This is a genomic window from Clostridioides difficile ATCC 9689 = DSM 1296 (assembly GCF_001077535.1).
GTDB classification, from domain to species: domain Bacteria; phylum Bacillota; class Clostridia; order Peptostreptococcales; family Peptostreptococcaceae; genus Clostridioides; species Clostridioides difficile.
The window spans coordinates 1212129-1225950 of sequence record NZ_CP011968.1 but is presented as its reverse complement, the minus strand read 5'-3'; the positions used below and the strand labels follow the sequence as shown (position 1 = coordinate 1225950).

14 protein-coding genes are annotated in these 13822 nt (G+C 28.6%); 1 reads left to right on the top strand and 13 read right to left on the bottom strand.

All coding sequences use genetic code 11. From position 1 onward, the window contains the following. Positions 1-175: 175 nt before the first annotated feature. The 9 genes from CDIF1296T_RS05985 to CDIF1296T_RS05945 form a co-directional block, all read right to left on the bottom strand. Positions 176-727, bottom strand: a complete 552-nt coding sequence (locus tag CDIF1296T_RS05985; RefSeq protein WP_009896054.1) for a DUF2812 domain-containing protein — start codon at positions 725-727, stop codon at positions 176-178. Positions 728-831: 104 nt separating this feature from the next. Further along, entirely contained in the window at positions 832-1635 is an 804-nt protein-coding gene (zupT, locus tag CDIF1296T_RS05980; protein ID WP_009892895.1) for a zinc transporter ZupT, read from the bottom strand. 150 nt (positions 1636-1785) lie between these two features. Continuing rightward, the gene (locus CDIF1296T_RS05975) at positions 1786-2949 is read right to left on the bottom strand and encodes a M20 family metallopeptidase (RefSeq protein WP_009896047.1); all 1164 of its coding nucleotides are present in this window, start codon (positions 2947-2949) and stop codon (positions 1786-1788) included. 59 nt (positions 2950-3008) lie between these two features. Then, positions 3009-4196 carry a membrane protein gene (locus CDIF1296T_RS05970; protein WP_003438015.1) on the bottom strand — a complete coding sequence of 396 codons (1188 nt, stop codon included), beginning with the start codon at positions 4194-4196 and terminating at the stop codon, positions 3009-3011. Positions 4197-4558: 362 nt separating this feature from the next. Continuing rightward, positions 4559-6259 carry an ABC transporter ATP-binding protein gene (locus CDIF1296T_RS05965; RefSeq protein ID WP_003438014.1) on the bottom strand — a complete coding sequence of 567 codons (1701 nt, stop codon included), beginning with the start codon at positions 6257-6259 and terminating at the stop codon, positions 4559-4561. Between the two features lie 242 nt (positions 6260-6501). Beyond that, positions 6502-6777: a PTS sugar transporter subunit IIB gene (locus CDIF1296T_RS05960; protein ID WP_003428537.1), complete on the bottom strand. Its 276-nt coding sequence runs from the start codon at positions 6775-6777 to the stop codon at positions 6502-6504. Positions 6778-6895: 118 nt separating this feature from the next. Then, complete coding sequence (gene mobB / locus CDIF1296T_RS05955) at positions 6896-7468, bottom strand: molybdopterin-guanine dinucleotide biosynthesis protein B (protein WP_003438013.1); 573 nt, start codon at positions 7466-7468, stop codon at positions 6896-6898. Then, positions 7452-8633, bottom strand: coding sequence for a molybdopterin molybdotransferase MoeA (locus CDIF1296T_RS05950; protein WP_009896043.1), 1182 nt, complete (start codon positions 8631-8633; stop codon positions 7452-7454). The genes mobB and CDIF1296T_RS05950 overlap by 17 nt, the downstream gene beginning before the upstream one ends. Before the next feature lie 210 nt (positions 8634-8843). Further along, positions 8844-9578, bottom strand: a complete 735-nt coding sequence (locus CDIF1296T_RS05945) for a hypothetical protein (protein ID WP_003438006.1) — start codon at positions 9576-9578, stop codon at positions 8844-8846. 361 nt (positions 9579-9939) lie between these two features. On the opposite strand from CDIF1296T_RS05945, the gene CDIF1296T_RS05940 reads away from it, so the two are divergent. Beyond that, positions 9940-10845 carry a selenium metabolism-associated LysR family transcriptional regulator gene (locus CDIF1296T_RS05940; protein ID WP_003438004.1) on the top strand — a complete coding sequence of 302 codons (906 nt, stop codon included), beginning with the start codon at positions 9940-9942 and terminating at the stop codon, positions 10843-10845. A gap of 159 nt (positions 10846-11004) precedes the next feature. On the opposite strand, the gene CDIF1296T_RS05935 is transcribed toward CDIF1296T_RS05940, so the two are convergent. From CDIF1296T_RS05935 to CDIF1296T_RS05920, 4 genes are read right to left on the bottom strand one after another with little or no spacing between them, the layout of a single operon-like run. Beyond that, complete coding sequence (locus tag CDIF1296T_RS05935; protein WP_003418955.1) at positions 11005-11847, bottom strand: PTS system mannose/fructose/sorbose family transporter subunit IID; 843 nt, start codon at positions 11845-11847, stop codon at positions 11005-11007. Next, positions 11831-12589, bottom strand: coding sequence for a PTS mannose/fructose/sorbose/N-acetylgalactosamine transporter subunit IIC (locus CDIF1296T_RS05930; RefSeq protein ID WP_009888882.1), 759 nt, complete (start codon positions 12587-12589; stop codon positions 11831-11833). The genes CDIF1296T_RS05935 and CDIF1296T_RS05930 overlap by 17 nt, the downstream gene beginning before the upstream one ends. A gap of 16 nt (positions 12590-12605) precedes the next feature. Beyond that, positions 12606-13076: a PTS sugar transporter subunit IIB gene (locus CDIF1296T_RS05925; RefSeq protein ID WP_003428544.1), complete on the bottom strand. Its 471-nt coding sequence runs from the start codon at positions 13074-13076 to the stop codon at positions 12606-12608. Further along, on the bottom strand, positions 13076-13819 hold the full coding sequence (locus tag CDIF1296T_RS05920) for a BtpA/SgcQ family protein (protein ID WP_003437997.1): 744 nt from the start codon (positions 13817-13819) through the stop codon (positions 13076-13078). Before CDIF1296T_RS05920 ends, CDIF1296T_RS05925 begins: the two co-directional genes overlap by 1 nt. Between the last annotated feature and the right edge of the window lie 3 nt (positions 13820-13822).

Genomic DNA, 13822 nt, shown 5'->3' with positions numbered 1-13822 from the left:
TCTGATACTTTAGGATAACATTTTTAAATTATTTTTATCAATACTCAATCCCACACAACTATTATTTGATATTTCAATTTAAAGACAGAAATTACTATAATTAAAAACAGTACTTACTGACAAAAGAAGATGTCTTAAAATATTAAAAAAATAATTTTAGGACACCTTCTTTTATTTATTTAAACTTTTTAAGCCTTAAATAATACATTAATCTCCTATATAATTGTACTGCATATAAAATCAACAATATAATCTGTAGTACAATAGCAGTTACAGATGCTCCATAACCACTATATAAATTTCTTATTTCAATATTCAATAAATATATAAATATTACTACTAACATAAAGAATATAAACATATTCATAAATAAAATTGACTTTACTTTATTTGTTTTATCAGAATCACTATATAATTTAGGAGGTATGTCTTTGTATTCTTTCGACCATATATACCATGCAGATGTACCCATAAAACTACCAATACTCCTAAATACAAGATTCCAGCCATTTGATTTATGTTCATCAAAATAATTATTCTCTACATCATAGTAGTAATCAACAGTGTATTTTATTTTTCTTGGACTTCCCTTATGAAAATAAAATATTCCTCCAAATTTATTTATCTTATATAAATTATATCCTTTAGCTTCAATATCTTCTAACCATTTCTCTATCTTATCAGGTGAACTATACCAGTCAAATTTGAATTTTATTTTCTTTTCCATAGCACTCATTCTCCAAAATGATATTTTTAAATAGCTTAAAAATCTATTTAAATAATTATATCATTTTGATACTAATTTTAGGTTACAATCATATATTTAAAAAGCTATTTAAATAGTAATAAACTAATAGCCATAACACCCATTCCTGCAATCAATCCATAAATAGATAAATGATGTTCCCCGTACTCTCTAGCTGATGGCAATAATTCATCTAGTGATATGAATACCATAATTCCTCCTACAATTGCAAATACAATTCCAAGAGTTATATCATTTAAAAAATTTCTAAGAAGTACATATCCAATAATCGCTCCTAAAGGCTCAGACATACCAGATAAAAAGGAATAATAAAAAGCTTTCTTTTTATCTCCTGTGGCATAATAAACTGGTACAGATACAGATATACCTTCTGGTATATTGTGTATTGCAATTGCAATTGCTATCGGAATAGCTATTGTAACATCATCAAGAGCTGATATAAATGTAGCTAATCCTTCAGGAAAATTGTGAATTGCTATAGCCATTGCTGTAAATATACCTGTTCTCAAAAGAGACTTATTTTTTTTGATATTCTTTTCTTCTATATTCTCCATTTTCTTTATTTCATGTGGATTTTCTTCTTGTGGAATTAGCTTATCAATAACAGCAATGATAGCCATACCTATAAAAAAAGCTATTACAGTTGACCAACTTCCTAATTTCTCTCCCATAGATTTTGTCAAAGCATCTTGTGCTTTAGGAAAAATTTCTATCATAGAAACATAAATCATAACACCAGCAGAAAATCCTAAACTTATAGAAAGAAACTTAGTATTTGTTTTTTTAGCAAAAAATGCTATACAACTTCCTATACCAGTAGATAAACCAGCCAATAATGTTATCAAAAATGCAAATATTACATTATTCAAATAAATCACCTTCTTTTTAATTGATATTGATTATCATTTTCTTTATGCTATCATATATATTTTATATAGTCAATATTTATAAAAAATATACACAATAAAAAAGCAGAGATATAAACTTAGTCTCTGCTTTTTCTTTATAGTATATTAAAATTATTTATTTAAGAAATCCACTGCATATTGCACGTATAAAGCAGTTCCAATTTCTAGAACATCTTCATCTATATTAAAGCATCCATGATGATGAGGATAACAAGCACCTTTTGACTCATTTCTAGCTCCTACAAATGCTAGTGCACCAGGTGCTATATTCATAAACTCAGCTAAATCTTCTGCTCCTGTTACTTTTTCAAATAGTGTTATACAGTCTTCTCCAAATAGCTTAATTGCTGCATCTGTAGCTATCTTTGAACATTCTTTGTCATTTATAACTGCTGGTGTTAAGTACCCATACTCTAATTCAGCATCTGCTCTATATGCTTCTGCTGTAGATTTTGCTATACGTTCTAAAATTCCAGGAATTTGCTTTCTAAGCTCTGGATTAAATAGCCTTATTGTACCTTCTAAGATAGCTTCACTCGCAATTACATTAAATCTAGTTCCAGAATTTAAAACTCCAACACTCACAACTAATGGTTCCAGAGGACTTACTTCTCTACTAACCATAGATTGTAGATTCATAACTATTGCTGAACTTGCAAGCACTGCATCAACACCTTGATGAGGAAGTGAACCATGACCACCTCTACCTTTTACAGTAATTTTAAAGAAATCAGCAGAAGCCATTCTTGGTCCTTCTTCTACCGATATGGTCCCAGATTCTACATCAGTCCAAAGATGTATTCCAAACACACTATCTACACCTTCCATAGCACCATCTTGAATCATAGCTCTTGCACCTTTACCAACTTCTTCTCCTGGCTGGAAAAATAATTTTACAGTTCCATTGATACTATCCTTAATATCATTTAACACTTTTGCTGCCCCTAGAAGCATTGATGTGTGACCATCATGACCACAAGCATGCATAAGTCCTTCATTTTTAGATTTGTATTCTACATCAGTGCATTCAACAACTTGTAGAGCATCCATATCACCCCTAAGTGCTACAGTCTTTCCTGGATTAGCTCCTTTTATAGTTGCAATTACACCTGTACCTCCAGCTGATACATATGGTATCCCTATTTTATCAAGTTCTTCTTTAACTCTCTTTGATGTTCTAACTTCTTCCATACTTTTCTCAGGATTTTCATGAAATTCCCTTCTAAGCTTAATTACATAGTCTTTATAACTCTTCGTTATTTCTTTAATATCCATTCCATACCTCCAAGTAGTACACATTCTTCTTATTTAAAATACTTTTTATCACTCAAATACTATATTAGATTTACAAAGATACCTGCTATTACTACAGAAGCTATTGTAACTGTAGTAAATCCTCCAACAAGCATCTTTGGAAGCATCTTATCCATTAAAAATTCTTTTTCTTCTGGTGTTTCAGCCAAAGCCTTTACTGCCTCTTCAGTTAATATATAGTTTGGTGGAAAACCATAAAGTGATGTAAGCGAAACTGAAAAAGCCATTTCTTTACTTTCACCTAAAAGCTTACCTACTATAATAGAGAATATTCCCATACCTATTACACCAAATATTATGATTCCTACAAGAGGAACTGCCATTTCAACAAGCATTGCTGGTGTAGCTTTTGCTAACCCTGCAAATATAAAAGCCATCAATGATGTCATTAACCATCCAAATGAACCAGATTTATTAAGTGGTTTTCTATCAACTATTCCAAGTTCTGATGCTATTACACCAAATATTAAACATATAACATATCTTGATACAACTTCATTTGTAAGATTTGTAAATTGTACTGCTAACCATGCTACAAATCCTAATCTAAGTATTATCATATATGTCGTATCATATTTTTCTGGTAAGTCTGGTATTATCTTAAATCTGCTTTTTTGTTCAGGTAAATCCTTAACTTTTTCTTCATCTGTATTTACAGTTACTTTTCCACTTCTAAAGTCTGATAAAAGTCTTTTTCCTTCTTTTTTAAGCATTAATGCTGTAATAGGATAACCCGCAAATCCTTGTGCAACATACATCAAAATTGCAAGTACTGATAAACTTGCAAGACCTTTTGCTGTAGCAGCATCTGCCATCATTATAGATGCAACTAGCCCTCCAGTAAGAGGAGGTGTAGCTATTACTGCTGTATCCCATCCAAATACTACTGTCCCTAATGCCAAAGCACCTACACATATTCCTACTATTCCTGCCAAGGCTATTACTATTGTTTTCCATTGACCTGCTAATTCCTTAATACTCATCATAGTTCCCATATGAGTTATTAACAAAAGCATACCTAATTGAGCTAATGGTGTTCCTAAAGCGGCTAAGTCCACAATATTTTCTGGGAAAAAAGTCCAAAATCCTACTATAAATATAATTGCTGATACAAAAACCGACGGAACAAAAGCTTTAGTTTTTGCTGAAACTATATCTCCTATCGTCAGTGATACTAAAACTAGACAAAAAGCTGTTATTGCCTCCATACAAAATCCCCCCTCATAATAAATATATTTTTATAAAATGTATGTATAGTTATCCATTATTTTACTACTTTTGAAAAACATTTCAAGTCAAAATTCGATTTTTTTCATAAAATTCGATAAATTCCATAAATTAAAGTTAGTTTTCTAAATTATTCTTTTTGTAAAAACGTTATCCCAACCATTGGCTATTTAACTCTATTCTTACAAAGAGAATTAAATGTAATTTGCAAAAAATAAAACATAGGATACATTTTATTCATAAAACATCTTATAAATATAAAATGAATTGTCTTTATGAATCTTAATATATCCTATGTTTGTAAGTTTAATGTGTATGTTAGCTATGGTGTAAAATTTGTATACTAGTTATTGTGTAACCTACTATATACTCCATTTTTGTTTACTAGCTCTTCATGAGTACCTCTTTCTTCAATTCCTTTATCCGTCAATACTATGATTTCATCAGCATTTTTTATAGTAGTCAATCTATGTGCAACAACTAAATTTGTTCTATCTTTACTTAATTCCTCTAAAGACTCTTGAATTTCTCTTTCTGTTACATTGTCTAAAGCAGATGTAGCCTCATCCAATATTATTATTGGAGGATTCTTTAAAAAGATTCTTGAAATTGAAATTCTTTGTTTTTGCCCACCTGATAATTTTACGCCTCTTTCTCCTATATAAGTATCATATCCATCTGGCAAAGTCTCTACAAAGTCATGTATTCTAGCTTTTTTAGCAGCAGCTATCATTTCTTCATCTGTAGCATTAGGGTTCCCACAAAGAATATTATCTCTTATAGTTCCTGTAAATAAAAATACATCTTGTTGAACTATACCTATATTTTTTCTCAATGATTTTAAACTAACATCTTTTATACTCTTTCCATCAATTTTTATATCACCCTTATCAAATTCATAAAATCTTGGCAATAGATTACATAATGTAGTCTTTCCTCCTCCAGAAGGTCCAACTAATGCTATAGTCTTACCAGCTTTTATAGATAAACTTAAATTATCCAAAACTTGAGTCTTATCTTCATATGTGAAAGATATATTTTCTATCTCAATGTCACCTTTTACATTTTCAAGTTCAATAGGATTTTTAGCTTCTTTTTGATGGTCTTGTTCCATTATCTCTATGAATCTTTTAAAACCTGTCATACCATTTTGATATTGCTCTGTAAAGTTTATTAATTTTTTCATAGGTTGTATAAACATTTTTACATATAGTATATAAGCAGCAAAATCACCCAAAGTAATCTTTCCTATATAAGTAAAATAACCACCAGCTATTACAACTACCCACTCTAAGATATCCATGTATAAATTCATACCAGAGTAATATTCTGCCATTACCTTATAAGAATCTTGTCTTGCTCTTCTAAATAATTTATTGCTTCTTACAAACTTATTTAACTCTTCTTTCTCAGTACAAAAAGACTTAGTTACCTTCATACCTGCTATACTATTTTCTAAAGTAGCATTTACATCACCTATAGTAACTCTACTCTTCATAAAAGCAATATTCATCTTATCTTTTTTAGCTATTGCAAACCAAATTATAAACGGTAATATAGCAAATATTATAAGCGTAAGAGGAATATTTATATCTATAAGTATAAAGAATGAACCAACCAACATTACTATAGAAATGAATAAATCTTCAGGCCCATGATGTGCAAGTTCTGTTATATCCATTAAATCATTTACTATTCTAGACATAGTTACTCCAGATTTGTTATTATCAAAATACGTATTTGGAAGTCTTTGTAAGTGTGTAAATACCTCATTTCTCATATCAGCTTGCATATCTACACCAATAACATGTCCCCAATACTGCATAAAATAGTTAAGCCCTGCTTTTGCTATAAATATAAGTATAAGTGCTACTGCAAAAACTACTAACATTCTTAAGTTTTTATTTGGAACAACGTCATCCATTATATTTCTAGTTATCATAGGATAAACTAAATCACATAAGGAAAATAGAAAAGCTGCTATAAGGTCTAGTGTAAAAATTTTCTTATATGGCTTATAATATTTGACAAATTGTTTTATCATAAGTATTAAATCCCTCCTTTATTAGTACTTCTAAAAAATACCCATAAATTAGTATAACATAACAATAACTTTAAATCTTTTATAAACTTACAAAGTAATAACAATCTTTTTCATAAAATTGAAGATTTATATCATATAGTTGTATACTTGAAACAACATAAAAAGAGCTATATCTCTATATTTAAAATTTTATAAAGATACAACTCTATATTTAATACTAAATTTTTTTTATAAATACAAAACTACTTCAATGCATTTAATATCTTTTTATCTAATGCTGTTGTATTTATACCTGTTATATATCCTGTTGCCTTTATTGTAGGTATATCATAAGTTGTTGGTAGTATAGTAGTAGATACGATTAAATCAGCACCTTCTTGTTTTGTTGAACATTCAGCAATTTTACATTGCTCAACTTCTGCTTGTATATTATTTTCTTTAACCAATCTTTCTACTCTGTCACAAACTATTGTTGATGTTGCGATTCCTGCTCCACAGGCTACTAATATTTTTTTCATATATTGTCCTCCTACAATTTCTTTAATATTTTATAACTCAAAATAAAATTGATAAATTTCTTATATCTTTATTTATATAAATAATTATATCATTTTATATAAGAAGAACATCTTAAAATTATTCTTTTAATATGTTTTTTATTTCAACATTGCTTATACTTAAAATTTCATTTTTTATACAAGACTCTATGTACTTTGATATATTTTTATAATCATTTAAATTAAACTGTTCAATATTCAATTTATATTCTATATCACTGACAATACCTATCAAATCAGACTTATTAGATAAAATATCCTCATACTTACCTTTTCTAGTTACTTCCAATCTTTTAAATCTATAATTTTTATATCCTTCTATGATAATCAAGTCCATATCTTCATATAATTGAATCATTTTATATAATGGATTCTTCTCTTTTAGTTCTTCAATATATGCTACTCGTTTATCTGATATTATACAGACTTTTCTCGCCCCAGATTTTCTATGTTTATAAGTATCTTTTCCTTCCTCATCCATATCAAAATCATGACAGGTATGTTTAATAACTCCAACACGATACCCTTTTTTATTTAATTCTTTTATTATGCCTTCAATCAACGTAGTTTTACCTACTCCTGAATATGAGACAACTGACAATATATTATACATAAAATTGTGTCCTTTCATAAAACTATCTAATAACAACATCCACTAATTGATTTTCTTTTATTGTCTCATTCTTTTTAATCTTAATCATACAATTACTTCTTAGAGTTGCAGATAATCTAGCTTTTGCATCTTTCTTATCATTTAGCTCTACATACAATTTACCTTCACTTGTATATAGTTTTCCACTTACAAATCTATCTTTATTTGAAAGTTTATTAAATTCTCCTTTAAATATAGCTTTTATATGATGTGTTCCCTTCTTATATGTTAAATGCTCAATAACAGGAACTATCACATTATCAAATACCACTATTGCTGCATGTGGATTACCAGAAAGACCAAATAATAGCTTTTCTCCCAATGTACCTACATAACAAGCTCCACCAGGTTTAATGTTTATCTTCCAAAATAATTCTGTTGCCCCTATTTTTTTGAATACATCTGGAATTAAATCTTTATCTCCAACAGAAACACCACCTGTGGTAATTAAAAAATCTACACTCTGTAACATATTCTTTACCTTTTTTTCTAACTCCAATATATCATCAGAACAATTGCATATTGTATCTGCTTGTATTCCAAGTTTTAATAATCTTGAATATAAGGTATATCTATTACTATCGTATATTTTACCATTCTCTAAAGTCTCATTTATATCTTGTAGTTCTGTACCTGTATTCAAAATTCCAACTTTTAAATCATCATAAACAGTTACTTTGGATATTCCAATACTTGCTAATACTCCAATACCATCATATCCTATATTCTGATTTTTATTAATAATCAATTGCCCCTTTTTTATATCCTCACCCTTAAATATGTAATTATCGTATTCCTTTAATTTTATATTTAAAGTTATCATATCACCTATAACTGTTACATCTTCTTTTTTTATTACACAATTTGCACCCTGTGGTATCTTTCCACCAGTCATTATCTTCACTGCTTCATTTTTATTTAATACCCTATTAAATACATCTCCTGCATACAAAGTCCCTATAACCTTTAAATTTCTATTTTCAGAATTTGCATTATATGCATAACCATCATAGGGTGACCTATCAAATGGAGGACTATCAATTGTTGAATATATATCTTCTGCAACTACCTTATTTACTGCATCTATAAGATTTACTATCTTGACCCTGTTTATTGGTAAAACATTTTTTTCAATAATTTTTATGGCATCTTCTAATTCTATCATTTTAAATACTCCCCAATATATTTTTTATTTAAGATATTTCTATGTAATATATTATAGATTATAAAAGTTGGAAATACTTTTATCTTATATTTAATTATAACTAATAGTTATCTATAAGTGCAGTTCAAATTTTATAAATCTAATAAAAAAACTGTTCCCAGCTAGAAATTTCCTTCTATCTTGAAACAGCATCATATGCTTTAGAATATTTTATTCTAATAAAGTTCCTTTTATTATTTTTACAATTTTATCACTTTCAATAGTTTTTATAGATTTTATTTTGTTATCCACAATACTTATTGTAAGTACCTCTTTTTTTAATATTTTGTTATCTTCTTTCAATCTATAACTCTTAACTACTTTACTGCCTTCATGATTATATGCTGTTAAATCATAATTCGCATCTCCTACAATTTCATTTATTCTGGAATCTTCAACACCAACATACTCTCCCAGGTCAATATGTCTAAAATTTTCTAGTGATACAGCCGATTTTTCATGGTCACTTTTTTCAATCACTATACTAGATTCAGCATCAATGACTGATATACCTTGTGATGAAAAAGAATTGGTTTCAACATTGACAACTTTATTTTCGTTAATATCAACATATAAAGCACTTCCATCTAGTTCATCATTTCCAGTATATTTTGGATAAACTAATGTCATATAACTTGATGTATTTATATCTTGCATTGTATTTGATTCTTTTAAAACTTTAGGTTTTATATAATAAAATGTATTATAAGGTATACCCATATTCTTTATAATGTACTTATAATCTTTATTCATAATTTCATTAACATCATTTTGAACTTTTGTCATAGTTTTTTGCTGTGTTGCTTTACTTGCTACTTGATTTTTCTCTTTAGTATTTTCTTTATGACATCCAACAAGTATAATACCTAAAATAGTTACACAAACTAATGACCTTTTTAACTTCATAAATCAATCCTCCTTTCTTAAATTTTATAGTATTTATCTATATCTCAATTTACAGTTATCTCTTTTTTCAATAATTATATTTATTATATTATAAAATAATTATATAATATTTATTTGAATTTAATAAGATTAAGAAGCTAATTGTAATTTTTCTGTAATAAAAAACACTTTAAAGTTGAATTTTGAAAATTCAATTTACGATATTTTTATTGTAAGTACCTTACAACATTATACCAAATTATTCCTAAACAATCAAAAACTCCATGAATATTTAAAGGTTTTCTATTTTAAAAATCACCTTTGACTATTAATTTATCAAATATGTTATAATAGTTTTAGATAATTTAAGGAGGATTAAATAATGGATTTTAAACAACTTGAAGTATTTGTTGCTGTTGCAAAACATCAGAGTTTTTCAAAGGCTGCAAGAGAACTTTTTTTAACTCAACCTACTGTAAGCGCACACATACAGAATTTAGAGAGAGAGCTAGAAACTGTTCTTATAAATAGAAGCAACAAAGTTATTACACTCACAAAATCTGGTGAAATTCTTTATGAACATGCTATATATATATTGAATAATTGCAAACGTGCAATTTATGATATAAAAGAATATTCAGGAAAAATAGAAGGTATCATAGATATAGCATGTAGTTCCATACCTGAAACTTATATTTTACCTGATTTTATGAAGAGTTTTTCTATGAGTTATCCAGATGTAAAATTTTCCATAAGCCATTATGATTCTCAATATGCTATATCAGAAATTTTAAATGAACGAATAAGCTTTGGATTAGTTGGTTCTAAAATCAATAATCCTCAAATAGAGTACCTAGACTTATTAGATGATGAACTTGTTCTTATCACTCCTTCAGATTTTAAAATTGATAATAAAAATAATTGTATCGATATAGGAGAATTGGCTTATCTAAATTTTATTATGAGAAAAGAAGGGTCAGGTACAAGAAACTTAATACTAAACACACTTAGTAAAAATAACTTTCCAGTAAGTAAATTAAATGTAATCGCTCATGTAGAATCAAATGAGGCTATTAAGGAAATGGTTAGATTAGGTCTTGGAGTATCCTTTATATCGTACATTTCAGCTATTGATTATCTCAATGCAGGTAAAATAAAATGTTATAAAATAAAGGATGTTGATTTTACTAGAAAGTTTTTCTTCATTTACTCTAAAAAGAAAACTTTTTCCCCATTAGAAGATAAATTTCTAAACAGATTATGTGAGTATTTCGAAATTATAATATAATAACTTTAATAAAGTAGTGCTTAATTTTGAGTTTATAACTAATTAATAAGCTAATTATAACTATCACATAAATGCTTATAAATTATTATGAACCATCTTTCTTTTTTATTTAATTTAGTCAAAAAATCCCTCGTTCAAATGAACTTGGGATTTTTTTATTTATACTACTCCAATAGCAGCCAATACTATACAAATAATCATAACTGAAATTAATATCGTAGTTGTCTTTACCTTTTTTCCTAATAACCAATACATAATACCGAATATCATAGCTGGAAGCATACATGGCATTATTTGGTCTAAGTAAGTTTGAATAGGCTCTGCCCATTCTCCACTACCTACATTAACACTAAGTTTTAACATTACATTAGATGCAGTCATACCTCCAATTACCATAAGCCCTAACATTGAAGCTGCTTCCATAACTTTTGAAACTATACTTGAACCACTCACATCTTTAAAGAATTGAGTTCCATACTTAAATCCTTTATCTAGACATATATAGCGTATAATAAAATGAGGAACATTTATTATTAAAAGGAATAAAATCGGTCCCATTATGTTACCCTGAGAAGCTAAAGCTATACCAACCCCAGCTGCTATAAGCTTTAATGTTCCCCAGAAAAATGAATCTCCTATCCCAGAAACTGGACCCATTAAACTTGATTTAACAGCATTTATACTATTAGCATCAAATTCTTTATTCTTTGCATTTTCTTCTTCCATAGCTCCAGATATACCTACCAAAAGAGTACTTATATGAGGAGTAACTGACATAAATTCTAAATGTCTTTTTAAAGCCTTAGATTTCTTTTCTTTATCATCTTTATATAATCTACGGATTATTGGTGCCATCATGTATGCATATGCTATATTTTGCATACGTTCGTAGTTCCAAGATGAATCTAATGTCAATGACCTTCTAAAACATTTCCAAAAGTCTTTCCTCGTTATTTTACTATCTGGTGAAATTGTCTCTAACTTCTTAGAACTCGTTGTCATCTACTATTACCTCCTTCTCTCCTACAAAGTTAACATATATTAAAGCTATTGCTAATCCAAACAATGCAACTCCTGTTACTGTTATGTTTAGGTAAGCAACCAATATAAATCCTAATAATAAAAATGCTACTGTTTTCTTATTAAGCATCATTCTAGCTAACATGGCAAAACCTATTGCTGGAATCACGCCTGCTGCAACATCCATTCCATGAGTTACATATGATGGTATAAATGAAAGTATTTTTTCTATTACTGGAACACCTAATGAAAATCCTATACCTACTATTATTGCTAATATTAATTTATTTCCTATACCAAATAATAATTGCACACGTTCTACGCCTTCAATATTCCCCTCTTCTGCATAACGGTCAGCAATATGAGCTCCCCATGTAAGTACTACTGTCATTAAGAAGTTATCTATAAGCAATACTAGAGTTGCTATAGGAACTGCAAGTACAACTGCTGCTGATACATCTTGACCCGTTAATATTACAAACGCTGTGGCAATAATAGAACCAGACACAAAATCAGGAGGATTACTTGCCCCAACAGGAAATGCACCCATAAATACTAATTCTAATGTTGAACCTATTACTATACCTGTATGAAGATTACCTAGTGCTAAACCAACAAGTGGTGCAACAACTATAGGTCTATTATGCATTGTAGAACCTACAAAACTATGCATATATGCAAAGAATGCAATTAGAGTTATCAAAATAACTTGTGTAAATTCCATTTTCATCCCCCTAAAATTATATTAATTTCATTACATTTGTAGCATCATCATCAGGAACTAATTGTACAAATACATTTACGCCTTCTGAATCTAACTCTTTAATCATCTTTATATCATCTTTTGATACATGCACTGCTTTAGATATATTTTCACGATTATCATCTGATTTTGTTCCACCAAGGTTTATAGATTTAATAGCTTTTACCTCTTTAGCAAGTCTGTAAACATCTTCTACAGATTCACAAAGTATCAATAAGTTGTATTTATCAGTAACACCTGAGTTAAGTGCTTTTATAGAATCTGCTATGCTTTTCATTACTAACTTAACATTAGATGGTTTAGCCATTTTAAGTCCTGCCATTCTTAATTCATCTTTTAATAAGTCATCACTTGCTATCAATATACAGTCTGTACTTAAAAACTTTGTCCATGTAAATGCTACTTGTCCATGTATAAGTCTGTGGTCTACTCTTACTAATTTAATCATTATAATTCCTCCCTAATTTTTTTGATTTCATCCATGAATGTTTTTACGTGTTCTACACTAACATCCCCAAAATCTTTGTAATTATCTTTAAAGTAACTTCCTATTATTGCCATATCTCCTAATTTAAGCTGTTTTTTTGCATTTTCCAATGTAACTCCAGCAGCTATAACCAATGGGAAGTCTCCTAAATTTTTACGAAACAGTTCTATTTTTTCCATTGATGTTTCTTGACCTGTAGCATTTTCTGTAACTGCTATAGCATCACATCTTGTCATTCCTATTTTTAAATCTTCTTCAACATCATTTTCTGATAATACTGGCTGATATTTAAAACGTACGCCTCCAATTAAATACGCTGGGCATTTTGAACGTTGTAATTTAAAAAACTCTTCTAAAGTAGCTTCATCTCTAGGTTTAACATGACCTACTACAGAATCAACCTGTATATAACTAGCATTATATTTTGTTGCCAGTTCAAATCCCATAGTATCAACATTTAAACAGTTTACTCCATATGGTATTGATAAATTAGCTTTTGATACATATTCAAGTATTCTTTCTAAATCATAATAATTACCATAGTAATTTTCTAACATTATTCCATCTACACCATTTTCTTCAAAGATTGTAATCTCTTTTTTAGCTCTTTCAAAGATATCTTCTGGAGTATCTCCTTTTAAGTGTATCATTGCTATAATTGGTTTTTTACTTTTAAATACTGATAATATTCCCTTTTTTTTCATAAA

Excerpts from the sequence above, each read along its gene's own strand:
- CDIF1296T_RS05985 (WP_009896054.1), bottom strand. The coding sequence starts at position 727 with ATGGAAAAGAAAATAAAATTCAAATTTGACTGGTATAGTTCACCTGAT.
- CDIF1296T_RS05975 (WP_009896047.1), bottom strand. The coding sequence starts at position 2,949 with ATGGATATTAAAGAAATAACGAAGAGTTATAAAGACTATGTAATTAAG.
- CDIF1296T_RS05970 (WP_003438015.1), bottom strand. The coding sequence starts at position 4,196 with ATGGAGGCAATAACAGCTTTTTGTCTAGTTTTAGTATCACTGACGATA.
- CDIF1296T_RS05965 (WP_003438014.1), bottom strand. The coding sequence starts at position 6,259 with ATGATAAAACAATTTGTCAAATATTATAAGCCATATAAGAAAATTTTT.
- CDIF1296T_RS05960 (WP_003428537.1), bottom strand. The coding sequence starts at position 6,777 with ATGAAAAAAATATTAGTAGCCTGTGGAGCAGGAATCGCAACATCAACA.
- mobB (WP_003438013.1), bottom strand. The coding sequence starts at position 7,468 with ATGTTGTTATTAGATAGTTTTATGAAAGGACACAATTTTATGTATAAT.
- CDIF1296T_RS05950 (WP_009896043.1), bottom strand. The coding sequence starts at position 8,633 with ATGATAGAATTAGAAGATGCCATAAAAATTATTGAAAAAAATGTTTTA.
- CDIF1296T_RS05945 (WP_003438006.1), bottom strand. The coding sequence starts at position 9,578 with ATGAAGTTAAAAAGGTCATTAGTTTGTGTAACTATTTTAGGTATTATA.
- CDIF1296T_RS05940 (WP_003438004.1), top strand. The coding sequence starts at position 9,940 with ATGGATTTTAAACAACTTGAAGTATTTGTTGCTGTTGCAAAACATCAG.
- CDIF1296T_RS05935 (WP_003418955.1), bottom strand. The coding sequence starts at position 11,847 with ATGACAACGAGTTCTAAGAAGTTAGAGACAATTTCACCAGATAGTAAA.
- CDIF1296T_RS05930 (WP_009888882.1), bottom strand. The coding sequence starts at position 12,589 with ATGGAATTTACACAAGTTATTTTGATAACTCTAATTGCATTCTTTGCA.
- CDIF1296T_RS05925 (WP_003428544.1), bottom strand. The coding sequence starts at position 13,076 with ATGATTAAATTAGTAAGAGTAGACCACAGACTTATACATGGACAAGTA.
- CDIF1296T_RS05920 (WP_003437997.1), bottom strand. The coding sequence starts at position 13,819 with ATGAAAAAAAAGGGAATATTATCAGTATTTAAAAGTAAAAAACCAATT.